Below are 22558 nucleotides of genomic sequence, written 5' to 3'. Positions count from 1 at the left end.
TGATCGAGCGGGGCCCTCCGCTTGGCGTTGGCACAGAAACCCGTGAGCGCCACACTTCGACAGCCACGGGGTTGTGTGCCACGCCGGCCCTGGGGCCCGAGATCTTTACCTGGCATCCCTGGCCACAAGGTTTCCTTGGGGATAGATTTATCCATATCTACCGTCCTCAATGACTTAGCGGGGTGAATGCCATGATTGTCCATGTGAAGCCGGTGGGAGACGTTGTCGAACACGAGCCCAGTGCCCACTGCATCTGCGGCCCCGGCAGCGACATCGTGCAGATCCCCGCAATCTGCAAGCCCGTGGGAATGATCTACCAACACCACGCACTGCACCCCTGCTCCGAGTGGGAAGCGGCCCCCGAACGCTGACCCTCGGGCTCCCCCACCGCCGAAGCTCCTGGACATCCCCGCGGACATACGCCCCCAAAGCCGTCCGACCAGGAGCGGAGCCCCTCGGAGGAGGCGCGGCACATGTCCGGCGGCGATAGAGTCGGGCTTCGTGTTGATCCTCCTGCCTCCCTCCGAGGGCAAGGCCACCGCCGAGGAGGGCCCCGCCCTCGACCTGGCATCGCTGAGCTTTCCCTTCCTCAGTGACTCCAGGGAACGGGTGCTCTCCACCCTGGTCGCTCTGTGCCGCGACGCCGATGAAGGCAGGGCCCGCGCCGTCCTCGGGCTCTCCCCCGGACAGAGCGGCGAAATCCTCAAGAACAAAGAGCTGCTCTCCTCCCCGGCGCTCCCCGCCGCCGACCTTTACACAGGCGTCCTCTACGACAATCTCGGCCTCTCCCGGCTCTCCCCCGACGCCCGTGGCCGGGCCGAAAGATCGCTGCTGGTGTTCTCGGGCCTGTGGGGCCTCCTACGCGTGAACGACCGCGTTCCGCCGTACCGCCTCTCGATGGGCGTACGGCTACCACCCCTCGGCCCGCTCGCCTCCTTCTGGCGGGCGCCCGTGAGCGAGGCCCTCGCCGACGCCGACGGGCTGATCGTCGACATGCGGTCGGCGACCTACGCCTCGGCGTGGCGCCCGAAAGGCCCGGCGGTCTCGGTGCGCGTGTTGAAAGGCGGCAAGGTCGTCAGCCACATGGCCAAGGCCACTCGGGGCGAGGTGGCACGTTCCCTGCTGGTGGCCGACGCCGACCCCCGGTCTCCCGAAGAGCTCGCCAAAGTGCTCATCGATCTCGACTACGACGTGCGGCTCGGCGACCCGCCCAGGCCCGGCTCCGCATGGACGCTCGACATCCTCCTGGAGACCCCAGCGCCCCCTGACCCCAGCGCCCTCTTGCTCTTGCGCTCTTGCTCCGGGCCCCTGGTTCCCGGGCCCTGAGCTCCTGGCCCCGGACGTGCGGTCTCCCGGCCCCGGACATGAAAGATCCCGCCGACCGGGGAATCTCCCCTGAACAACCACACGAGGCCCTGACCCAAAGCGGGTCGGGGCCTCGTGTGTGCTGAGAACTTCAGTCGAGGTAGTCGCGCAGCACCTGGGAGCGCGACGGATGGCGGAGCTTGGACATGGTCTTGGACTCGATCTGCCGGATGCGCTCACGCGTCACGCCGTAGACCTTGCCGATCTCGTCGAGCGTCTTCGGCTGGCCGTCGGTCAGGCCGAAGCGCATGGAAACCACACCCGCCTCACGCTCGGAGAGCGTGTCGAGGACGGAGTGGAGCTGCTCCTGCAGAAGGGTGAAGCTCACCGCGTCCGCAGGGACGATCGCCTCGGAGTCCTCGATGAGGTCACCGAACTCGCTGTCGCCCTCCTCACCCAGCGGGGTGTGCAGCGAGATGGGCTCCCGGCCGTATTTCTGAACCTCGATGACCTTTTCCGGGGTCATGTCGAGCTCGCGGGCCAGCTCCTCCGGGGTGGGCTCGCGCCCAAGGTCCTGCAGCATCTGCCGCTGGACCCGGGCCAGCTTGTTGATCACTTCGACCATGTGGACCGGGATGCGGATCGTGCGCGCCTGGTCGGCCATGGCCCGGGTGATCGCCTGGCGGATCCACCACGTGGCGTAGGTCGAGAACTTGTAGCCCTTGGTGTAGTCGAACTTCTCGACGGCGCGGATCAGGCCCAGGTTGCCCTCCTGGATCAGGTCCAGGAAGAGCATGCCGCGGCCCGTGTAGCGCTTGGCGAGCGAGACCACGAGCCGGAGGTTGGCCTCCAGCAGGTGGTTCTTGGCGCGGCGGCCGTCCTCGGCGATCCACTCCAGCTCGGCGCGGACGTCGACGGGGAGCTTGTCGTTCTCCCCGGCGAGCTGCTCCTCGGCGAACAGGCCGGCCTCGATGCGCTTGGCCAGCTCGACCTCCTGCTCGGCGTTGAGCAGGGGGACCTTGCCGATCTGCTTGAGGTAGTCCTTGACCGGGTCTGCGGTGGCTCCGGCCGCTGCCACCTGGGCCACGGGCGCGTCGTCATCGTCGTCGGAGAGGATGAGGACCTCGTCGTCGCTCTGCGTGACGGCCCCGGCCTCGGCCTTGGGCTCGGCCTCCTCCTCGCCGTCGCCCTCGGCCTCGTCGCCCTCGATCTCGACCTCGTCGGACTCGACCTCCAGCTCGGCGTCGAAGTCCTCCAGCTCGACGTCGACGTCGAGCTCGATGTCCTCGTCGTCCTCGCCGGACTCGGCGCCCTTGGGCTTGCTGTCGGCGGGCTTGGCCTTGGAGTCGGGCTTGGCCCCGGTGGCAGGCGCGGCGGGGGCCGAGGCGGCCTCCGACTTGGCCTTGGCCACGGGCTTCTTGCCCGCGGCTGCGGCGCCGCGCTTGGCGGGCGCCGCCTTCTTGGGCGCGGCGGGAGCGGGCTCTGCGGCACTGACGACCGCGGTGACGGTCTCAGGCTGAGGCTCCTTGGCCGCGGCGGCGGCTGTCTTGGTCTTCTTGACGGGAGCGGCTGTGCGGCGCTTTGCTGATCCCCGAGACCTCTTGGGGGCCGCTGCGGAGTCCGCGGCGGTCACCACGACGGTCACGCCCTCTTTGCTGAGGCTCCGCAGGAACGCGGCGGCGTGCGACATGGGGATGTCCGCCTCCTCGAAAGCCTTGCGGACATCCTCGGACTCGAGGAAACCCTGCGAGCGCCCACGCTCGAGCAGTCGCTGAATGACGGGCTCGTTCAGCTCAGATGGCTTCGAGCGAGTCGAACTTGCAGGCGACACGAACACCTCTCGAACGAACGCGTGGCGACAATGGACCCAGTTGCCCGCTAGGGGCGGATGCCTCTCTTGACGATGGCGAGGCCGTGCGGACCGCTACGTGCCTGCCAAGCATTCTGACATGACACCCACACTCCGCAGGCCCACCTCCCGGCGGTTGCCTTCCCACCCTAGGCCGACCGAGAGAGTAGTGCGTACGGAAGCGGGCCACTGATATCCGAAAGCAACCGTTATGACTGTTTCATTCAGTCACTCTTCGTGGCAGCGGGAACGTGGATAGCCAGCACAGTCACGTCGTCATCCTGCTCATAACCAGCCAACATTCGATCCACGAGGAAATCGAGCAACATGTGAGGACTCCCCACGACCTCCGGTGGAGCTTCGGTCACAACCGAGCATAGCTCTGCGAGTCCGGCATCGAGCCCACGTTTGCGGTTCTCGACCAAACCATCGGAGTAGAGCACGGCCGTATGCCCCGGCGGGACGCAGAAGCGGAACTGGCGCCGACTCGTCGGCCAGCCCAGCGGAGTGCCGGGCTCGGCGTCGCAGAGCAGGGGCGCACCCTGCGGGGAGACCAGCAGCGGCGGCGGGTGGCCCGCGAGGGCGAGGGTGCCCTCGCCCGTGCCGGGCTCCACCACCATGTAGGCGAGCGATGTGACCTGCTCTTCCTCCTCCGTGGCCTCGAAAACGCGGTCAAGGCCCGTCAGCACGGCCGCAGGCGGCGGATTGGTCAGCGCGAGGGCCCTCATGGCGTTGCGGATCCGGCCCATGCCCGCAGCGGCCTTGACGCCCTTGCCCATGACGTCGCCGACGACGGCGGCCACGCGGCCGTCCTGCAGCACGAAGGCGTCATACCAGTCGCCGCCCACCTGCACGTGGCGGCTGCCCGAGCGGAACCTCTGGGCCAGAGTCAGCCCCTTGACCACCGGAAGCCGGTCGGGGAGCAGGCTGCGCTGCAGGGTCTCGGCGGTGCGGTGCTCGCGCTCGAAGAGCGTCGCCCGCTCGACGGCGAGGGCGCACTGCCCGGCGAGCGCCTCCAGGAAGACCCCGTCCTCCTGAGAGATCTTCTGCGGTCTGGTGAAGGAGAACCTGAGGGCTCCGAGGGCGCGACCCGCCGCGAGCAGCGGCAGCCCCACCCAGGCGCGCTCGTCGGAGTGCGCGAGGATGTTCTCGATGGCCTCCTCCTCACCGCCCGCGTCGATCAACTGGGCGCGGAGGCTCTCCGGGGACTCGGCGAAGACGGGCCGGCGGCTGTTGACGGCCATCGTGAGCACGCTCGAATGCGTCAGCGGGAGATCGTCACCCTGACTTCCGAGGAGCATTTCCGGAAAGCCGCCGCTGTTGATCAGTTTGAGCGCGGCGCGGTCGGGGTCCAGCAGCGCGACCGACGAGCGGTCGGCGGCCACGGCCGTGCGGCCCACGTCGATGATGACCTGCACGACCTGCTCGACCGTGAGGGCCTCGGCGAGCATCGCCGTCGCCCCCTGCAGCCGCGCGGTGCGCAGCGCGGCTGCGCCGAGCTGATCCGTAAGGCGGCCCCGCATCTCCTCGGCCTCGCGCTGGGGCGTGACGTCGGTGTTGGCCCCGACCCACTCGACCACGCGGCCGTGCCGGATGATCGGGACGGCCCGGACCTCGAAGTGCCGGTAACCGCTCGCCCGGGTGCGGACACGGTAGTTCCACTCGAACATCGAGCGTCCGCGCAGCGCGTCCCGCCACGCCTCCTCGGTGTGCGCCCGGTCGTCGGGGTGTACGGCCTCAAGCCAGCCGTGGGCGAGGTATTCCTCCAGTCCCTGGCCGGTGATGGCGCGCCACTGCGGGGCGTCCTCGATCACGGCGCCGCTGGGCGAGGTGATCCAGACGAGCTGGGACTGCGCCTCCACGAGCGAGCGGTAGCGCTCCTCGCTGCGGCGGAGGTCCTCCTCGGTCTGGCGCCCCTCGGTGACGTCGACACCCACGAGGGCGACGGCGCGCAGCACGTTCTTGTCGTCATGGACGGGTGCGAAGGACAGCGACCAGTGCCGGGTCTCGTCGGGGGCGAGCCGCACCCGCACCCGGCCGTCGCTGGGAGGGTCGTTGCCCTCGGCCACGGAGCGGACCGAACCCTCGATCAGCGCCGTGAGGTCGGCGGCGAGCACGTCCCGGGGAAGCTGCCCGGTCAGCCTGTCGGCCGGAACCCCGACCACCTCGCCGAAAAGCTGATTGGCCCGATGAAAGCGACCCGAGGTGTCGAAGAACGCGAAGGCGAAGTTCGCCTCCGACATCAGGCCCTGGAACAGGCCGGAGTCTGAGATGTCCACACCCGACTCCCGGGGACGGGGGACGGAGGTGTCGGCGCTCATGGTCGGCACCTCCGTCGCGTGCCAGGGTCTCCCACGAGGCACATCTCCATAACTGTGATTCGGCTTTGCGCGGCTCCGGCTTGACCGGATCCTGCCCTACATCATCGGCGATGGGCATGCGCGGACGGAAGCCCCGGCCACGATGCGGTCAACGCATCCTGTCAAAAATGCTCCGCCGCTCGCAGCAAGATCAGGCTACTTGCCCTTCGCCGCCCTCTTGGCCTCCTGCTTCGCGGCCCTCACCCTGGCGAGAGTGTCTTCGTCGACCACATCGGCCACCGAACGGAAGACTCCGACCTCGCCGTAAGCTCCTGCCGCCTCTCGCCACCCCGGCGGTCTCACCTCCCGCTGCTTGCCGAGCAGTGCCAGGAAGATCTGCGCCTTCTGTTTGCCGAACCCGGGCAGATCCATGAGCCGCCGCAGCAGGTCGTCACCGTCGCGGATGTCCCGCCACAGGGCCTCTGCCGAGCCATCGTAATGCTCGACGAGGTAGGCAGCTAGTTGCTGGACGCGTTTGGCCATCGAACCGGGATAGCGATGCACGGCAGGTTTTTGCGAGAGCAACGCGGCAAACGCCTCCGGATCGCGTGCGGCGACCGCGTCGGGGGTCAGCTCCTCGCCCATCCGCTCGGCGATCGTGAACGGTCCCGTGAAGGCCCATTCCATCGCCACCTGCTGATCGAGCAGCATGCCGATGAGCAGCGCGAACGCGTTGCGGCCGAGGAGATCGTCCGCCGGTGCCCGCTGAGAGAGCTGGATTCGCATGCGAACAGCTTCCCACAGCGCGCGGGGCCGGAACCCTGCCCTGACCTGCCCCTGAACTGCAGGGAACCGGCATATGTCAACAATGCCGCCCAAGCGCAAAAATTGCTCAAATTCTCGCAAGATCATTAACGCGCGCAAGCCGTACGGCACCGGCCCGCAGACGCGGCGACCTCGCGCTTCGGCGGACCCCGGGCCGCACCGGCCTCCGGCCGCCCCTCCTTGACATGAGCGCCGCAAGCAATGGAATGGGAATGAAAGTCCCCGATGTGTCTGTCGGGCGGTTTTTCCCGCTCCTACGGAGGAATGCGACTTACATGCATGCTCTCGCCACACGCATCACCGGTGGCGCGGCCGCGCTGCGCGAATCGGTGAGCGCGCGCCTGTCCGCCGAGTTCTCGACCGTCCCGAACGCGACGGTGGCGCGATGCGTGACGGATGTCTGCGCCTGCGCACAGCACCTCGGAGTCCGCACGACGCCCGAGGTGATCGAGAGGATAGCCCGCGAACATCTGCTCGCCCTGGTGAACTCTGCTCCGCCACCACGCGGACCCCGATAACATCGGGATCACCGGGCCGCCTTCTACGCACCGTTTGGCCCGAAAATGCGAGAAGGTTGGGGTGTGAGCCGCCGACACCGAGATCCACGGGACGCATCGCCGCCGGACGACGTCTTCGCGGAGATGCTGGTCGCGGCACGTGAGTTGCTCGCCGTGCGCAGCCCCCTCGACGCCGAGCTCATGGTCTCCGACATGATCGGCGCCTGGTGGGGGCGCCGCCTCCGGGGCGGCGACGTCGAGCAGGTGCTCGGCGAGGGCCTGGTCGACTACGCGGCCAAGGCCGGTAATCCGGCCGCGTTGACGCTGCTCGTCGCGATGGCCTACCTCGGCACGGCGCGCCAGGGGGCCAAGGCCGAGGGCGCGGCGCTCGCGCTCATGGAGTCCGGGGTGGCAAGGCCCAGCTGGGCCGACCGCGTCGGCGCCGTCAAGCCGACGGGGTGCTTCGTCTCCAGGGACGAATACGGCGATCAGGACACCGTCGTGTGCACGTTCGCCTACCGGACCGACCACCTCTCCGGCTCGCCGAGGCCGCGCCGGGCGGGCCCGACCGAGGACCGGCACGCGATGGTGCTGGTGGTCGACTACAACATGCGGGGCATGGCCCGCGACGCGTGGGTCTCCTCGCAGGTGGAGAAGCTGCTGGAGCAGGCACGCTCCGAGGCCGAGAGCAATGAGATGCTGCGCTTCGAGGAGATCGAGCCCGATCAGGCCCGGGCGCTCCTGGAGTCCGCCATGAAGGCCACGCGCGAGCCGCCGGGCCGCAGGACCCCGCCGCCGGTGAGCGAGAGCTACGGCGCCTACCACGCCTTCGCCCGCGCCCGCCTCAAGGCGCTGCCGCCCGGCCGCAAGCGGCCGGCGCCGCTGCACGGCGAGGCGCCCTACAGCCGCGACCGCCGGGCGATGCTGGCCGCCGAGTTCCTGGCCTCCGACGCCGCCGAGCACCTGTCGGACCCGTCGGCCGCGTCGCGGTGCGCCGACCACATCATCGACTACGGCTGCGACCAGGACTTCGGACGCGCGCTACGAGTGAGCCCGAAAAAATGTGAAACGTTCCTTTTGTCGTGGCTGCCGCGCAAAGTCATGCTGAGCCCGGCCGAGCAGGAGGCCATGCCGCACGTGCTGGCGGCGTGGGTGCGGTTCGCCGCCGCCCGCACCGGGCTCCCCGAGCCGGGCCTGCGGGCCACGCTCGACGCCGTGTGGGAGGCGACGGCCAAGTTCTCCGAGGCGTACCGCGACCCGACGGCCTTCGGCCTCCCGCGGGCGCTGGTCGAGCGGCTGCTGCCCGACGGCGACTTGTCAGCGCTCGCCCGGCGCGTCTTCGCCTTCCCGCTCCTTGAGGGCACCCACGGCGATGTCGACCTCGACCGGCTCAATCCCGCCGACGACGCCGACCGCCGGGTGCTGCTGGAGATCGATCACGTCGGCGAGGGCGACCGCCCCGACTACGAGGAGCACCTGGCCTGGCACGAGGAGATCGCCTCGCGGCTCTGGGAGGGCGACCCTCCGGAGCTGTGGGAGGCGGCCCAGCGCCTACTCGACCTCGGCCACGACCGGCATGACGTCCTGCACGTGCTCATCGAGATCGCCGAGCGCATCGGCGACCATCCGGACGAGCTGGCCGCCGCCTTCGACGACATCGCCGACATCCCAGACGAACCCCCCTTCTGATATCTCACGGGCGGGGCCGAAGGCTCGTAGGCTTGAACCGAACGCGTCCGCGCGGGCGACGGTCGCTCCGACAGGGCAGCCCGTGCGGTGGATCCCCGAGGGACACGATGCTGATCGATCTCAATGCCGATCTCGGTGAGGGTTTCGGCGTTTTCCGGCTCGGCGACGATGAGGCCCTGCTCGACATCGTCACCAGCGCCAACCTGGCCTGCGGCTTCCACTCCGGAGATCCGGTCACCATACGCAACACGTGCGCCGCCGCCGTGGACCGGGGGGTGGCGATCGGCGCGCAGGTGTCCTATCGCGATCTGGCCGGGTTCGGACGGCGCGAGATGGAGGTGCCGGTCGAGGAGCTTTACGCCGAGATCCTCTACCAGCTCGCGGCGGTGGACGGGATCGCCCGGACGATGGGCGGGCGGGTCGCCTACGTCAAACCGCACGGAGCGCTCTACAACCGGGTGTGCCGCGACCCCGCCCAGGCCGGTGCCCTCGTGGACGCCGTGGCCGACTACAACGCGTCGCTCCCCGTCCTCACCCTCCCCGGATCCGCGGTTCATGAGATCGCGGCAGGGTCCAAGGTGGCGACGGTCTCGGAGGCTTTCGCCGATCGCGCCTACACCGCGGCCGGCACCCTGGTCCCGCGCGGTCGGCCGGGTGCCGTCATCGCCGACCCGGCCGCCGTCGTGGCCCGCGCCGTCCGCATGGCGGTGGACGGCGTCGTCGTGGCCGAGGACGGGAGCGAGGTGGCGGTGGAGGCCAGGTCGATCTGCGTACACGGCGACACGCCCGGGGCGGTCGTGCTGGCCCGCGCGGTGCGCACCGCGCTCAAGGAGGCCGGCGTGACGGTGATGGCCTTCACGTGACCCTTCGAGTGCGCCGGGTCGGCGAGCGCGGGCTCCTGGTCGAGACGGGCGGGCTCGCCCTCTCGCTGGCGCTGGACGCGGCGCTGCGGGCCGATCGGCCCCCGGAGGCGGCCGAGATCGTCCCTGGCCCTGAAACCGTGCTCGTGGTCGCTCCCACCGCCTCCTGTGAGGCCGTGGACCGCCTGTCCGCACGCCTTGAGGCGCTCTGCGCGGCCGTTCTCGGAACGGCCCTCTCCGAGGCGGCCGAGCGCGCCCCCACCGTGACGATCCCCGTGGTGTACGGCGGAGCCGACCTCGCCGAGGTCGCCGAGGAGACCGGGCTCTCCCCCGAGGAGGTCGTCGCCCGCCACACCGCGAGCCCGTTCGTGGTGGGCTGGCTGGGGTTCGCCCCCGGCTTCGCCTACCTCACCGGGCTCGACCCGGTCCTGCACGTGCCCCGCCTCGCCACCCCCCGCACCTCGGTGCCGACGGGCTCGGTCGCGGTCGCCGGGCCGTACTCCGCCGTCTATCCCTCGGCCTCGCCCGGCGGGTGGAGGCTGCTCGGCCACACCTCGACGGTGGTGTGGGACGCCTCGGCGGATCCCCCGTCGCTACTGCGGCCGGGCACTCACGTGCGGTTCGTCCGGACATGAACGCCGACCGACTGGTCGAGGTGCTCGCCACCGGCATGCTGGCGACGGTGCAGGACGCGGGCCGCCCGGGCTATGCGCACCTGGGCGTGCCCCGGTCGGGGGCGGCCGACGAGCGGAGCCTGGCGCTGGCCAACCGGCTGGTGGGCAATCCGGAGGGGTTCGCGGGCATCGAGCTGACCCTCGGCGGTGCCCGGCTGCGGTTCCGCGGAGGTGCGTGGGTCGCCGTGACGGGAGCGCCGTGCGAGGTGGCGGGCGGGGAGATGTACGCGCCGGCGTGGGTACCGCCGGGCGGCGAGGTGACGGTGGGGATGCCCGCGGCGGGGCTGCGCACGTATGTGGCGGTGCGCGGGGGGGTCGCGGTGGAGCCCGTGCTCGGAAGCCGGTCCCACGACACGCTGTCCGGGCTCGGACCCGCCCCCTTGAAGCCGGGTGACCTGCTGCCGGTCGGGCCGGCCCTCGGGCTCGCCCTTCCCGCGGCCGACTACGCCCCTCCCCCGTCCTTTCCCTCCGCTCCGGTGCTGCGGATGCTGCCGGGACCGAGGGACGACTGGTTCGCCGAGGGGGCGGTGGAGGCGATGTGCGCGGTGCCGTACGCGGTCTCCTCGGACAGCAACCGGGTGGGGGTGCGGTTGCGCGGGCCGGCGCCGCGGCGGACACGGCGGGGGGAGCTGCCGAGCGAGGGCATGGTGCGCGGAGCCGTCCAGGTGCCGCCGGACGGGCAGCCGATCGTGTTCCTGGCGGACCACCCGCCCACGGGGGGTTACCCGGTGATCGGGGTGGTGGTCGAGGCGGACATCGGCACCGCGGCCCAGCTGCGTCCCGGCGACACGGTGAGGTTCGCCCTGCTGCGGGCTACTTCATGAATCCGATGTCCTCGTATTTGAAGCTGTAGAAGCCCCGCGCGCCGATGTTGGCGAGCGACGAGCGTACGGCCCATGTCTGTGGACGCTGGTAGAGCGGCAGCACGTTGACCTGCTGCCAGATGAGGCGGTCCGCCGCGTTGGCCTCGACGATGGCCTGCTTTGGGTCGAGCTCGGACATCGCGCGGTTCATCGCCTCGTCGATCTGCGGGCTGCCGATCCTGCCCAGGTTGGCGTTCCACAGCTTGCCGTTCTTGGGTGGATGGGCGGCGTTGACGTATTGCCCGTAGCTGCTCGTCACCGGGAACGGCGTGCCGATGTAGGAGAAGGGAGCGATGTCGTAGTTGCCGGGGATGACGTACTTGACGAAGAAGTCATCGCTGGGCACGGACTGGATGGCGAGCTTGACCCCGAGCCCGGACAGCATGGTCTGGGCGAGCTCCCCCTCGGCCTTGCTGAGCTGGAGCCCTGAGGGGATGACGAAACGCAGGTTCAGCTCCTTGCCGTTCTTCTTGCGCACCCCGCCGGACATCACCCATCCGGCCGCGTCGAGCATCTGCCCCGCCTTGGCCAGGTCGTAGGTGCTGAGAGCTCCGGAATTGTCCTGGTAGCCCTCCTGGGTGTTCATGAAGAAGTGGTTGTTGAGCAGCACGATGGGCCAGTCGAGCCCCTGAAGGTCGGACTGCGCGATCGCCTGGCGATTGAGGCCCTTGGCGATGGCCTGCCTCACCCGGACGTCGGACAGGATCTCGCTCTCGCCGTTCAGCGTGAAGTGCCGGAAATCCGGCGCCGCCGCCTGCCGTACGGTGCCGCCCTGGGTGGCCTTGGCCCGCGCGTAGTCCGGGGCGGACGGCCCGACGTCCACGACGTCGAGCTCGTTGTTGGTGAAGGCGCCGATGAGGGCGTCGCTCTCCGAGGCGCGGAAGATGATGCGGTCGAGTTTGGCCCGTCGGCCCCACCAGCCGTCGTTGCGCGCGATCGTGACGGTCTTGGCCGTCGGGTCGAACGCCTGGAAGGCGAACGGCCCCGCCGTGACGGGGATCTTGTTGAGCCACCCGGTGTTGAACGCCTCCGGCGTCCGATTGGTGGACTGCGGATAGAGCGGCCAGAACAGCGACTGCCAGTCGCCGAACGGCCGGGCGAAGGTGACGACGACCTGGAAGTCATCCTTGCCCCGGGCAACGCTCTGGATGTCCTGGTATCCGGTGACCGTGGCCACCCGGTAGGCCGGGTTGGTGCCGTTGATCGCCTTCCACTGGGCCTCGTAGTCGGCCCACGTGATGGGCTTGCCGTCAGACCATTTGGCCCGAGGGTTCAGGGTGTATGTCACGACCTGTTTGGGAGCCGACTGGGTGATCTTTGCATCCACCACGTAGTCGGGGTTGACACTGATCTGGGCCTTCTCATCGGATCTGAAGGGCGCGGGCATCAGCGCGTCGACGACCTTCTTCACCTCCGCGAGGTTGCCGTCGATGTGGTTGAGGTTCCATTGAGAGGCGTACTCATTGATGCCCCACCGAAGCGTCCCCCCGTCCTTGACCGCGTCGGGGGGCTGAGGATTGATGTCATATGCCCTCACCTGGCCTTGAACGCCCCCGGTTCGCGTGGTGGTCTGGCCGCCGCATGCGGTGAGGGCCGCCCCGGCCACCACCAGCGCGACCGCGCACCGAACTGCAAACACAATTCCTCCAGTTTTCACAGGACATCGAGTGATTCGGCGTAATGGCAGGCCGCGCCGTGGTCTCCGCCCATCGGGCGGACCCGCGGCTCCTCGTCCACACACCGCAGCCGCTCGGCCTCCCCGATGGCCTTGAAGAGCGGACAGCGTGTGCGGAAACGGCACCCCGACGGCGGACTCGCCGGACTCGGCAGATCGCCTTCCAGCAGAATGCGCCGCCGCGCCCGCTCCTTCTCCGGATCGGGAATCGGAACGGCCGACAGCAGCGCCTGCGTGTAAGGGTGCATGGGCGAGTCGTAGACACGGCCGACCGCGCCCACCTCGGCGATCCTGCCGAGGTACATGACCGCGACCCGGTCGGCGATGTGCCGGACCACGGCCAGGTCGTGAGCGACGAACAGATAGGAGAGGCCGAGTCGCTCCTTCAGCTCCTCCAGAAGGTTGATCACGCCCGCCTGGATCGACACGTCGAGCGCGGAGACCGGCTCGTCGAGCACGATCAGGCGGGGGGAGAGGGCGAGCGCCCGGGCGATGCCGATGCGCTGCCGCTGCCCTCCCGAGAAGTCCTGCGGATAGCGGGCCGCATGGCGCGGCTCCAGCCCCACGAGGGAGAGCAGCTCCTGGATCCTCGGCCCGAGGTCGCGCCTGCCGTGCGTGCGCAACGGCTCGGCGAGGATGTCGTAGACCGTCATGCGGGGGTCGAGCGAGGACATCGGGTCCTGGAACACCACCTGCATGTCGCGCCGGATCGCCATGCGCTGGGACGACGCCAGGGCGGAGATGTCGCGTCCCAGCACCGCCACCGTGCCCGCCTGCGGACGCACGAGCCGGAGGATCTCCATCAGCGTGGTGGTCTTCCCGCAGCCCGACTCGCCGACCAGGCCGAGCGTCTCCCCCTCGCGCAGGTCGAACGTCACCCCGTCGACCGCCCGCACCGTGCCGATCCGGCGCTTGAACACCGCGCCTCTCATCAGCGGATAGTGCTTGACCAGGCCGTCGACCCCCAGCACCACCTCGCGCTCCTCCCGGGGCGCGTGCACCGGCCTCGGCGCCGCCCTCTCGGGCGCCCGGTAGATCCGCTCGGGCGGCAGATCCCCGCCGTCGATCTCGCCCGCACGCACGCAGGCGGCCAGATGGCCGCCGTGCCGTACCGGGAGCAGCGGCGGCTCGGCCGACCGGCAGTCCGCCACCACGAGCGGGCAGCGCGGCGAGAACGGGCAGCCCTCGGGCAGGGCGGCGGGTGACGGCGGATTGCCCACGATCGGCACGAGCCTCCCGTGCTCCCCCCGGTCGAGGCGGGGGACCGAGCCGAGCAGGCCGAGCGTGTACGGCATGCGCGAGCGGTAGTAGACCTCGTCCACGGTGCCGACCTCGACGGGCCGCCCGGCGTACATCACCAGGACGCGGTCGACGAAGCCGGCGACGATCCCGAGATCGTGCGTGATCAGCACGATCGCCGCGCCGGTCTCGTGCTGCGCCTTGCGGAGCACGTCGAGCACCTGGGCCTGGATCGTGACGTCGAGCGCCGTCGTCGGCTCGTCGCAGATGATGACGTCGGGATCGTTGGCGATCGCCATCGCGATCACGGCGCGCTGGCGCATTCCGCCGGAGAACTCGTGCGGGAAGGCCATCGCCCGCTGCTCGGGGCTCGGGATGCCGACGAGGTCGAGCAGTTCGACGGCGCGTCTGGCGGCCTGGGCGCGGGTGAGCCTCCGGTGGACCATGAGCGCCTCGGCGATCTGGTCGCCAACCCGGTAGACCGGGGTGAGGGCCGACAGCGGATCCTGGAACACCATCGACAGGGCGCGCCCCCGGAAGTCGGCCAGGCGCTTGTCGGACGCCCCGAGCAGCTCGGTGCCGAGCAGTCTCACCGAACCGGAGACCCGCGCGTTCGGCGGCAGCAGACCCATCACCGCCAGGGCCGACACCGACTTGCCCGAGCCGGACTCGCCCACGACGCCGAGCACCTCGCCGGGGCGCACATCGAAGCTGACGCCGCGGACCGCGTGGACGGCCCCCCGCCCCATGCCGAAGGTGACAGAGAGGTCGGAGACCGTGAGAACGGGCTCATCACGCATGCTTCACCCAGCCGAATGCATAAGGGCGCTCGGTCATCGAGACCTCCGGGAGCCCGGGTCGAGCGCGTCGCGCAGAGCGTCGCCGATCATGTTGACCGCGAGGACGGTGACGATCAGCAGACCGGCCGCGAACCAGAACGTCCACGGCGCGTAGGACGCGGTCTTGGCGCCGTCGGCGATCAGCGTGCCGAGCGACACATCGGGCGGCTGGATGCCGAACCCGAAGTAGGACAGGCTCGTCTCCGTCAGGATCGCGGCGCTCACGTTGAGCGTCGCGTCCACGACCAGCAGGGACGACAGGTTCGGGATCACGTGCCGGAAGATGATCCGGGTGGGTGAGACCCCCATGAACCGCGCGGCGAGGATGAACTCCCGCTCCTTCAGCGACACCGTCATCCCGCGCACGACCTTCGAGGTCACCATCCACAGGAACAGCGCCAGCATGAACACGAACAGCGGCCACTGCCCGCCGGCGAACATCGGGGACATGACGGCGAGGATGAGGAACGCGGGCAGCACCAGCAGCAGGTCGGTGACCCATGTCAGCATCCGGTCGGTCCACCCGAGGAAGTAGCCGGCGAACGCGCCGATCACGGCGGCCAGGGCCGTGGACACCAGCGCGGCCAGGAGCCCGACGACCAGCGACTTCTGCATGCCGCGCATCGTCACCGCGAAGACGTCCGCCCCGGTCTGCAACGTCCCGAACCAGTGCGCCGCCGAGGGCGGCGCCATGAACGCGGTGAAATCCTTGTCGGTGTAGCTCCAGGGCGAGACCAGCGGCCCGGCGAACGCCAGCAGGAACACCGCCGCGAGCAGCGCGAACCCGGCCCGCCCCCACCCGGAGCCGAAGAACCGCCCGGCTACGACCCGGCCCCGGGACGGCACCCTCACTCCGGCCTCGGCCACGGCCGAGCGCTGCTCCGTGAGTTGCTCCTCGGGCAGGGTCATGCGGCCGCTCACCCCATCCTCACCCGGGGATCGAGGACCGCCTGCATCAGGTCGGAGGCGAGGGCCGCCAGGAGTACGGCGAACGCCGCGAGGCAGCTGATGGCCGCCACCGTGTTGACGTCGTTGGTGAAGATGGAGTCGATGAGCCGCTCGCCCAGGCCGTGCCAGCCGAAGATCTTCTCCGTGAAGGTCGTGCCCGTGAGCAGCGCCCCGAAGGTGAAGGCGAAGTAGGTGGCCGCCGGGATCAGCGCCGTTCGCAGGGCGTGGCGCGTGAGCGCCGTGCGCCGGCGCAGGCCCTTGGCCCTTGCCGTACGGACGAAGTCGGCGCCGAGCACGTCGAGCATGAGGTTGCGCTGGTAGCGGCTGTAGACCGCGATCAGGCCGAGCGAGAGCGAGAGCGTGGGGAGGACCAGGTGCCTGAGCCGGTCGAACAACTGCGCCGGGAGCCCGCCTTCGAGGCCGGGCGTCGTCTCACCGCTGACCAGGAAGATCTGCGCGCCCACCAGGTCGTTGAACCAGACCGCGCCGATGATCAGGATGTTCGCCAGGACCACCGTCGGCACGGCGAGCACTATGAACGAAGCTCCCGTCGTTAGCCGGTCAAAAACCCCGTATTGCCATACGGCGGCCAATGCGCCCACCAGCACTCCCGCAATACTGCCTACAAACAGCCCCACAAGGATCAGTCTCAAAGAAACACCCGCACGCCTCGCGAGATCCGCATTAACCTCATCACCCGCGACCGTCCTCCCGAAATCCCCACGGAGAACCCCCCATGACCAGCGCAGATAACGCTGGAACAACGGCGTCTCGTCGTTAAGATTGAGCTCGTCCAACCGTGCGTCCACCACCGCGGGAGGGGGAGGCGGCGTCCGCTGCTCGTAATTCGATCGCGGATTGAGCGCACTCGCGGCCAGCATGTACGCCAAACTGGTGGCGACCACGATCAACGCCACATAGTTCAGCAGTCGCCGCGCCAGAAAACCCGCCATCACCAACCCCTCGCCCCCTCCAACCCCCACGGAGTGTAGCCATACTGCTACATCATGCGATGTCCAGGAGGGGCAGACTTCCCAATCAGAGGGTGTGTCGGCATTTGCCGTAAGCAAATCCGGCGCATAATTCCGCAGGTAGCAGCCCTAAAGCATGCCTAAAGCCCGCGGCCTGCCCCTCAACAGGAGCGCCAACTTCCCCGGTTACGTTCGACCGAAAAGCCCACATCAGACCGGCCGACCCGCAGGGGAACGGCGGCCCCTACGCGGAGAGCTCCTCCACGGCCGCCCGCACGTCGGCGCTGGTGATGGTGGTGAGCTCTTCGGCGCTGGCCGTGTCCCCGCAGGCCGCCAGCCGTACGTCGCGGCGCATGGCGGACCGTTCGAACAGCGAACGGGCGAACCTTCCGTTGCCGAGCCCGTCGATGAGCCTCTCCCCGCACACCCACGTGAACACCTCGGCGAGGTCGTTCAGGGCGGAGGGGTCGAACCTGTCGCCCGCGCGCCGCGCGCAGACGACGGCGATCTCGGTGAGCTCGTCCGGCGAGTACGACGGGAACTTGATCCGCTGGTTGAACCGGCTGGTGAGCCCGGGATTGGTGGCGAGCAGGCCGTCCATCTCCCGCTCGTAGCCCGCGAGGACGATCACCAACCGGTCCCGGTCGTCCTCCGCCCGCTTGAGCAGGGTCTGTACGGCTTCGGCCCCGAAGGCGTCTCCCCCGGCGTAGCCGGGGTTGATCAGGCTGTACGCCTCGTCGATGAACAGCACACCCCCGATGGCCCGGTCGACCAGGGCGTTGGTCTTGATGGCGGTCGCCCCGAGGTGCTGGCCGACGAGGTCGGCCCGCTGGCCTTCGACCACGTCGGGCCGGGTGAGGAGGCCGAGCGCGGCGAAGACCCGGCCGAGGACGCGGGCGACGCTGGTCTTGCCCGTGCCGGGCGGCCCGACGAACACGAAATGCCGTGACTGGGGTGGCGTGGGCAGCCCCTGCTCCTGCCGCATCCTGGCCACCCTGAGCTGAGCCGCGATCGCGCGGACCTGGCGCTTGACGGGCTCCAGCCCCGCCATGGCGTCGAGATCGGCCAGCGCCTCCTCCAGCGTCGGGACGGCCTGGTCGCCCCGGAAGCGGGCGGTCAGCTCATGGAACGCCTTGGCGAAATCGGCCGCGGTGGTGGTGACAAGGTCCTCGGTCGTCGGGGAACCCCCGCCGCCCACGACCCGCACATCGCGGGCCTGCGCCGCCGCCTCGGCCAGACTGCGGGCGAAGCGTGCGTTGCCCAGCTCGTCGATGACCGCCCTGCGGTGGACGTCGTCGTAGTGGCTCAGCAGCGCCGGGCGCGCGTCCGCGGGCATGCGGTCGCCGCGCCGCCGCTGGATCAGGTCCGTGACGCTGAGCAGCTCGTCCGGGGAATAGGTCGGGAACGTGATCCTGGTGGAGAAACGCGAGGCCAGTCCGGGGTTGGACGACAGGAACGCCGCCATCTCCTTCTCATAGCCCGCCAGGATGATGATCAGCCGGTTGCGGTCGTCCTCGGCGCGCTTGAGAAGGGTCTGTACGGCTTCGGCCCCGAAGCGGTCGGGCTGGCCGTCGGAGGAGTTGATGAGGCTGTACGCCTCGTCGATGAACAGCACGCCGCCGATGGCCCGGTCGATCAGCTCGTTGGTCTTGATGGCGGTCGCCCCGAGGAACTCCCCGACGAGGTCGGCCCGCTGGGCCTCGACGACATAGGGGGTCGAAAGCAGGCCGAAGGCGTAGAAGATCTTGGCGACCGAGCGCGCCACGCTGGTCTTGCCGGTGCCCGGCGGCCCGGCGAACACGAAGTGCCGCATCGGCGGCTCGGTGGTGTAACCGGCCTCGGCCCGCAGCCGCGCGGCCTCGATGGAGGCCGCGATCGAGCGCATCTGCTCTTTGACGGGGGCGAGCCCGACCATGCCCTCCAGCTCGCCGAGGGCTTCCTCCACCGAGATCGGCGGGGGCCCCTGCCCCGGGTCGGCGGCGGCCTGGGCCGCGGTGCCGCCACCCCGCACGCGCACGCGGACCTGCTGCTCGCCGGCCGTGAGCGCGGCCTTGACCCGGCGCGCCTGGAGGAAGCGGAAGACGAGCACCGCGACCGCGCCGGCGCAGCCGCCCCACAGCGCCGCGGTGGCCGACAGGGGTGAGAGCCCGAGGGCGATCGCGGCAGTGGCGAGCAGAGCCGTCAGCGTGGTGAGCCATGGAGGCACCCACCGGATGAGGTGGGCGACCGCCGCCACGGGCAGGCCGACGATCATGAGCAGCAGCGGTACGGAGGAATTCCGGCCGAAGGCCAGCGTGAAGACGGGCAGCAGCATGGCCCAGGCGCCGAGTACCAGCACCGTCGCGGCGGCCCTCGGGAAGCGTAAGGTCAACGCGGCGAAGGCCATCAGCACGACCGTGACCACGAGCGCGGGGAGGAAGGGCCAGCCCGTCACGATGGTGAGCGCGAGGGCGGCGGCCCCGGCTCCGACGTAGATCAGCCTTCTCGCCGTCGGGGATAGCTCGAAATAACGCCGCCGTATCTGTTCGAACAGATCCCGTGCCGCGGCGTGCCCCGCCGGCCGGGCCCTGTCGGAGTCACGCATCAAGCCTCCCCGGTCCGCCCCCGGTTATACCGCACTCAGGCGGCGATTGGGCGTCCCCGACACGCGGCTCTGTCCATGAGGGAGCGGTCCGCCCGCCCCCGGCGGGGAATGGGATCCGTGGGCGGATACGAATCCGCCCGACCTCGGGTACGGCTCCTGCCGTACCTGACTTGGCATTATCCGCGACGAATGCCGGGAGGTGGGCACCTTTCGACGTTTCAGACTCCTTTGTGAAGCCATTCAACTACCGTCAGCCTCGTACAAGACATATCACCATCAAGCGGACGGATTGAACACCGTGCGACGAACCTTCCGTGATATCGCAGCGCTCGCGGCCCGCATAGGAATCGGCGGCATCTTCATCGCCAACGGCTGGGGCAAGCTCGAAGCCGGCCTCATCAGCACCGGAGCCTCCTTCGCCGAGATCGGCGCGCCGCTGCCCGGCGTGTGGGCCGCCCTCACCATGCTCGTCGAGCTCATAGGCGGGGCGCTCCTCATCGTGGGCCTGCTCGTACCCGTGGTCGGCCTCGTCCTGTTCGCCGAGCACGCCGCGGTCTTCTCCCTCGCGACGGGCGACACCGCCCAGCCGCTCGCGGGCGGCCACGTCAACCTCATCGTGGCCCTCGGCGCCGCCTCCATCCTGCTCGCCGTCGTGGGCGCGGGACGCCTGTCGGTCGACCACATGGTCGTATTCCGGCGCCGCGGCCCCGAGGAGCCGCGCGACCTCTCCCCCGAGGCCGAGGCCGACGAGGTCATCGACGCACTGCGCCCACACCGTACGGCACAGCCGCAGTGGCCCGCCGCCCCGGAATCCGCGGACGCCGCGCCGCGCGAGACCGAGCCCGCCCGGTCGGCCGGACCGCAGGAGGGGCAACGCGACCCGGCCGACTCCGGTGAGGCACCGCCGAGCGGGCCCACCGCACCGCTCGCACCGCCCGCACCGCCCGCACCACTCGCACCGCCCGCACCGCCCGCACCGCCCGCACCGCCCGCACCGCTCGCACCGCCGCAGCCCACGGACGCGCCGGGCGCCTCGCAGGCGGATCCGGTCCCCGCTCGGCCGGCCGGGGACACCCAGCCGATCGCCCCACCCGCCAAGCCCAAGCGGGCGCCGCGCACGCGCCGGGCCTCGCCCGGCGGGGCGAGCACGGGCGACACCTTGGTCGCCGGCTCAAGCGACGACCGGAAGTGAGCTGCCGGAGCCCCGGCGCCGGGCCCGGCGCCGGGGCTCCCTCCAACGGCGAGAAGTCGCCCGGCTCATCCCGCGGGCTGGGACTCCGGGACGACGGCGCTGTAACCCTGGTCGACGATCTGCTCGGCCATGGCCGCATAGGCGGACCTGTCGGCGGGAGCCACGGTTCCCAATCCATCGACGTATCGGTTGAACATGCAGAACGCCGCAGCGATCAGCACGGTGTCGTGGATCTCCATCTCCGTCGCGCCGACCGCCCTGGCCGCGTCGACATCGGCCGTGGTGACGTGCGGCCCGCCGCGCTGTACGGCTGCCGCCACCACCAACAGAGCCCGGAGCTTGGCGCTGATCGGCGCGCCGTCCGGGTCGGACCGTACCTGGTCCACCAGCTCGATGCCGCCGGGAAGCTGGGCGGCGGCGAAGGCGGCGTGGGAGTTCGAGCAGAACCGGCACTCGTTGAGCGACGACACATATGTCGCGATCAGCTCCCGCTCTCCCCGCGACAGGGTGCTGTCACCGCGCAGCAGCACCTCGGCCAGGTCCGCGAGCGGTCGGGCCGTCTCCGGCCGGTACCGGAAAAGTCCGTTGATGCCAGGTTCGTCCGACTTAAGGGAAATATGCGGCATGAAAACTCCTGCTTCCCCACCCGGGTCCGCGCCGGGCGGCGGGGCGACGCGTAGAACTGCCTGACATCTTCCCCAGAGTCCGCCGCGCAAAAGCCCCGGACCGCCGGGAGCCGTGGATGAGGGTCCCCACCCGGCCGACGCGGCGCGGTCATCACGGGAGCGCTCCCAGCCGCGCACACGAGAATCACTCGCGAAGAGAGCGGGCTCCGACCGGACTCACATCATTGCGAGGCGCGCAGGCGCAGCGCCCCCCGACACAGCCCACAGGCTCGGCGCCTATCGGCGCCTATCGGCGCCTATCGGTGCCTATCGGTGCCCACCAGGCGGTCATCGCCCGTCTCGGCGGCGGCGCAGGCGGCGTGCCGCGCCTCCTCGGGAACGCCGCGGGCGACGATCCTGCGGAGCATCTCGCGGAAGGCCCTCTTCTCGTGCTCCTCAAGAGGGGCCAGAAGCTCCTCCTCGGCCCGCCTGATCGCGGCGAGGGAGCACGCAAGCCGCTCGCGGCCCTGCTCGGTGGCGGCGATGAGGCGGTTTCTGCGATCGGTGGGGTCGGGCCGCCGCTCGACCAGCCCCTCCCGCTCCAGTTCGTCGACAAGGTTGACCATGACGGAGCGGTCGACACCGAGCTGGCGTGCCATTTCGATCTGGTTGCGCGCGCTTTCGTGGACGGCGGCCGACACCAGCATGTAGCCCCGGTGTGCGGCGGGGAACTCCGCCATGACGCGCTGGGTGGTGGTGTTGTAGGCGTGGAAGGTCTGGCCGAGAAGCCACCCGACATCGGTCTCCAGTCCCGCGGGGAGGGAGCACGACCGATCGTTGTTCATGACCTCATCATAACCACACGGGCAGATGATTGATTTGACAGACTACCTGCCCTGAGGACAATCTGTTCAGCAGACGATCTGCCCCAACACTTCAATGGAGGATCTCATGCCTCGCCTTCTGCACATCGACGCGGCCGCCGCGATGACCGGCTCGGTCTCCCGCGCCGTGGCCGAGACGTTCCGACAGCACTGGGACGGCGACGTGACCTATCGGGACGTGGGCAGCAACCCGGTCCCCCACCTCTCCGGAAACCTGATCGCCGCCCGGTTCAGCGACCCCGCCGGCCACACGGCCGAGCAGAAGGCCGCCGCATCCGTCCAGGAGGAGCTCGTCAAGGAGATGCTGGCCGCCGACGCCTACCTGTTCGCGGTCCCGATGTACAACTGGGCGGCGCCCACCACCTTCAAGGCGTGGCTCGACCACGTGCTGGTCGGCGGGCGCACCGTCGGCTTCACCCCCGAGGAGGGCCCGCTCTACGGGCGGCCCGCATTCCTGATCGCCAGCAGGGGCGGGGCGTACGGCCCCGGCACGCCCAAGGAGGGCTGGGACTTCGCCGACCCGTGGCTGCGCAAGGTGCTGGTCGAGGTCTTCGGCCTCGACCTCCAGGTGATCATGCCTGAGCTCACCCTCGCCGACACCAACCCCGCGATGGCGGACCTTCGCGAGCAGGCCGCGGTGTCGCTGGCCGCCGCCCACGAGCGGGCCGTCGAGCTCGCGCGCGGCACCGCCCTCCAGCGGGCCTGACCCGCTGACGGGCGCCGACGCCCCGAGGCTCCCGGGCGCGGGAGACCCAGCCC

The 22558-nt window shown here is 70.0% G+C and carries 19 protein-coding genes; 9 read left to right on the top strand and 10 right to left on the bottom strand.

All coding sequences use genetic code 11. The features are described 5' to 3' along the window. Positions 1-191: 191 nt before the first annotated feature. Positions 192-371 carry a hypothetical protein gene (locus tag BLQ73_RS30955; RefSeq protein WP_143020116.1) on the top strand — a complete coding sequence of 60 codons (180 nt, stop codon included), beginning with the start codon at positions 192-194 and terminating at the stop codon, positions 369-371. A gap of 130 nt (positions 372-501) precedes the next feature. Beyond that, on the top strand, positions 502-1326 hold the full coding sequence (locus BLQ73_RS04485) for a YaaA family protein (protein WP_093168493.1): 825 nt from the start codon (positions 502-504) through the stop codon (positions 1324-1326). A gap of 130 nt (positions 1327-1456) precedes the next feature. Here BLQ73_RS04485 and BLQ73_RS04480 read toward each other — a convergent pair whose 3' ends face one another. From BLQ73_RS04480 to BLQ73_RS04470, 3 genes are all read right to left on the bottom strand, one after another. Beyond that, complete coding sequence (locus tag BLQ73_RS04480) at positions 1457-3136, bottom strand: RNA polymerase sigma factor (RefSeq protein ID WP_176955272.1); 1680 nt, start codon at positions 3134-3136, stop codon at positions 1457-1459. 242 nt (positions 3137-3378) lie between these two features. Continuing rightward, positions 3379-5475, bottom strand: coding sequence for a SpoIIE family protein phosphatase (locus tag BLQ73_RS04475; RefSeq protein ID WP_093168725.1), 2097 nt, complete (start codon positions 5473-5475; stop codon positions 3379-3381). Between the two features lie 195 nt (positions 5476-5670). Next, entirely contained in the window at positions 5671-6240 is a 570-nt protein-coding gene (locus BLQ73_RS04470) for an HhH-GPD-type base excision DNA repair protein (protein WP_093168488.1), read from the bottom strand. Positions 6241-6554: 314 nt separating this feature from the next. Here BLQ73_RS04470 and BLQ73_RS04465 point away from each other — a divergent pair, with 314 nt between their 5' ends. From BLQ73_RS04465 to BLQ73_RS04445, 5 genes are all read left to right on the top strand, one after another. Then, the gene (locus BLQ73_RS04465; RefSeq protein WP_093168486.1) at positions 6555-6797 is read left to right on the top strand and encodes a hypothetical protein; all 243 of its coding nucleotides are present in this window, start codon (positions 6555-6557) and stop codon (positions 6795-6797) included. Between the two features lie 123 nt (positions 6798-6920). Next, positions 6921-8465 (top strand): hypothetical protein, encoded by a 1545-nt coding sequence (locus BLQ73_RS04460; RefSeq protein WP_093168484.1) that lies wholly within the window; start codon positions 6921-6923, stop codon positions 8463-8465. A 107-nt stretch (positions 8466-8572) separates the two neighbouring features. Further along, positions 8573-9328: a LamB/YcsF family protein gene (locus BLQ73_RS04455; protein ID WP_093168482.1), complete on the top strand. Its 756-nt coding sequence runs from the start codon at positions 8573-8575 to the stop codon at positions 9326-9328. Continuing rightward, complete coding sequence (pxpB, locus tag BLQ73_RS04450; RefSeq protein ID WP_093168480.1) at positions 9325-9960, top strand: 5-oxoprolinase subunit PxpB; 636 nt, start codon at positions 9325-9327, stop codon at positions 9958-9960. Before BLQ73_RS04455 ends, pxpB begins: the two co-directional genes overlap by 4 nt. Next, positions 9957-10823 (top strand): 5-oxoprolinase subunit C family protein, encoded by an 867-nt coding sequence (locus BLQ73_RS04445; protein WP_093168478.1) that lies wholly within the window; start codon positions 9957-9959, stop codon positions 10821-10823. Before pxpB ends, BLQ73_RS04445 begins: the two co-directional genes overlap by 4 nt. On the opposite strand, the gene BLQ73_RS04440 is transcribed toward BLQ73_RS04445, so the two are convergent. The 5 genes from BLQ73_RS04440 to BLQ73_RS04420 all read right to left on the bottom strand — a co-directional run bounded on the left by BLQ73_RS04440 (position 10813) and on the right by BLQ73_RS04420 (position 19118). After that, entirely contained in the window at positions 10813-12501 is a 1689-nt protein-coding gene (locus BLQ73_RS04440) for an ABC transporter family substrate-binding protein (RefSeq protein ID WP_176955271.1), read from the bottom strand. The genes BLQ73_RS04445 and BLQ73_RS04440 overlap by 11 nt on opposite strands. Positions 12502-12515: 14 nt before the next feature. Further along, complete coding sequence (locus tag BLQ73_RS04435) at positions 12516-14576, bottom strand: dipeptide ABC transporter ATP-binding protein (RefSeq protein ID WP_093168476.1); 2061 nt, start codon at positions 14574-14576, stop codon at positions 12516-12518. A gap of 33 nt (positions 14577-14609) precedes the next feature. Continuing rightward, a complete protein-coding gene (locus BLQ73_RS04430) occupies positions 14610-15524 on the bottom strand; it encodes an ABC transporter permease (RefSeq protein ID WP_093168721.1) in 915 nt (304 codons plus the stop codon). Positions 15525-15532: 8 nt separating this feature from the next. Next, on the bottom strand, positions 15533-16516 hold the full coding sequence (locus tag BLQ73_RS04425) for an ABC transporter permease (protein WP_093168719.1): 984 nt from the start codon (positions 16514-16516) through the stop codon (positions 15533-15535). A gap of 262 nt (positions 16517-16778) precedes the next feature. Next, positions 16779-19118: an AAA family ATPase gene (locus BLQ73_RS04420; RefSeq protein WP_093168474.1), complete on the bottom strand. Its 2340-nt coding sequence runs from the start codon at positions 19116-19118 to the stop codon at positions 16779-16781. 298 nt (positions 19119-19416) lie between these two features. Here BLQ73_RS04420 and BLQ73_RS32085 point away from each other — a divergent pair, with 298 nt between their 5' ends. Beyond that, a complete protein-coding gene (locus BLQ73_RS32085) occupies positions 19417-20310 on the top strand; it encodes a DoxX family protein (RefSeq protein WP_176955270.1) in 894 nt (297 codons plus the stop codon). Positions 20311-20375: 65 nt separating this feature from the next. On the opposite strand, the gene BLQ73_RS04410 is transcribed toward BLQ73_RS32085, so the two are convergent. Together BLQ73_RS04410 and BLQ73_RS04405 are read right to left on the bottom strand one after the other, a co-directional pair. After that, positions 20376-20936 (bottom strand): carboxymuconolactone decarboxylase family protein, encoded by a 561-nt coding sequence (locus tag BLQ73_RS04410; RefSeq protein WP_093168470.1) that lies wholly within the window; start codon positions 20934-20936, stop codon positions 20376-20378. Between the two features lie 296 nt (positions 20937-21232). Beyond that, positions 21233-21760 carry a MarR family winged helix-turn-helix transcriptional regulator gene (locus tag BLQ73_RS04405; RefSeq protein ID WP_093168468.1) on the bottom strand — a complete coding sequence of 176 codons (528 nt, stop codon included), beginning with the start codon at positions 21758-21760 and terminating at the stop codon, positions 21233-21235. A gap of 106 nt (positions 21761-21866) precedes the next feature. On the opposite strand from BLQ73_RS04405, the gene BLQ73_RS04400 reads away from it, so the two are divergent. Next, a complete protein-coding gene (locus BLQ73_RS04400; protein WP_093168717.1) occupies positions 21867-22505 on the top strand; it encodes an FMN-dependent NADH-azoreductase in 639 nt (212 codons plus the stop codon). Positions 22506-22558: the final 53 nt, after the last annotated feature.

This window comes from Sinosporangium album (assembly GCF_900100605.1).
In the GTDB taxonomy this organism is placed as follows: Bacteria; Actinomycetota; Actinomycetes; order Streptosporangiales; family Streptosporangiaceae; genus Sinosporangium; species Sinosporangium album.
The sequence above is the reverse complement of the archived record's forward strand: the minus strand, read 5'-3'. Positions and strand labels throughout refer to the sequence as shown.

Excerpts from the sequence above, each read along its gene's own strand:
- BLQ73_RS30955 (WP_143020116.1), top strand. The coding sequence starts at position 192 with ATGATTGTCCATGTGAAGCCGGTGGGAGACGTTGTCGAACACGAGCCC.
- BLQ73_RS04475 (WP_093168725.1), bottom strand. The coding sequence starts at position 5,475 with ATGAGCGCCGACACCTCCGTCCCCCGTCCCCGGGAGTCGGGTGTGGAC.
- BLQ73_RS04470 (WP_093168488.1), bottom strand. The coding sequence starts at position 6,240 with ATGCGAATCCAGCTCTCTCAGCGGGCACCGGCGGACGATCTCCTCGGC.
- BLQ73_RS04465 (WP_093168486.1), top strand. The coding sequence starts at position 6,555 with ATGCATGCTCTCGCCACACGCATCACCGGTGGCGCGGCCGCGCTGCGC.
- BLQ73_RS04460 (WP_093168484.1), top strand. The coding sequence starts at position 6,921 with ATGCTGGTCGCGGCACGTGAGTTGCTCGCCGTGCGCAGCCCCCTCGAC.
- BLQ73_RS04455 (WP_093168482.1), top strand. The coding sequence starts at position 8,573 with ATGCTGATCGATCTCAATGCCGATCTCGGTGAGGGTTTCGGCGTTTTC.
- BLQ73_RS04445 (WP_093168478.1), top strand. The coding sequence starts at position 9,957 with ATGAACGCCGACCGACTGGTCGAGGTGCTCGCCACCGGCATGCTGGCG.
- BLQ73_RS04435 (WP_093168476.1), bottom strand. The coding sequence starts at position 14,576 with ATGCGTGATGAGCCCGTTCTCACGGTCTCCGACCTCTCTGTCACCTTC.
- BLQ73_RS04430 (WP_093168721.1), bottom strand. The coding sequence starts at position 15,524 with ATGACCCTGCCCGAGGAGCAACTCACGGAGCAGCGCTCGGCCGTGGCC.
- BLQ73_RS04425 (WP_093168719.1), bottom strand. The coding sequence starts at position 16,516 with ATGGCGGGTTTTCTGGCGCGGCGACTGCTGAACTATGTGGCGTTGATC.
- BLQ73_RS04420 (WP_093168474.1), bottom strand. The coding sequence starts at position 19,118 with ATGCGTGACTCCGACAGGGCCCGGCCGGCGGGGCACGCCGCGGCACGG.
- BLQ73_RS04410 (WP_093168470.1), bottom strand. The coding sequence starts at position 20,936 with ATGCCGCATATTTCCCTTAAGTCGGACGAACCTGGCATCAACGGACTT.
- BLQ73_RS04405 (WP_093168468.1), bottom strand. The coding sequence starts at position 21,760 with ATGAACAACGATCGGTCGTGCTCCCTCCCCGCGGGACTGGAGACCGAT.
- BLQ73_RS04400 (WP_093168717.1), top strand. The coding sequence starts at position 21,867 with ATGCCTCGCCTTCTGCACATCGACGCGGCCGCCGCGATGACCGGCTCG.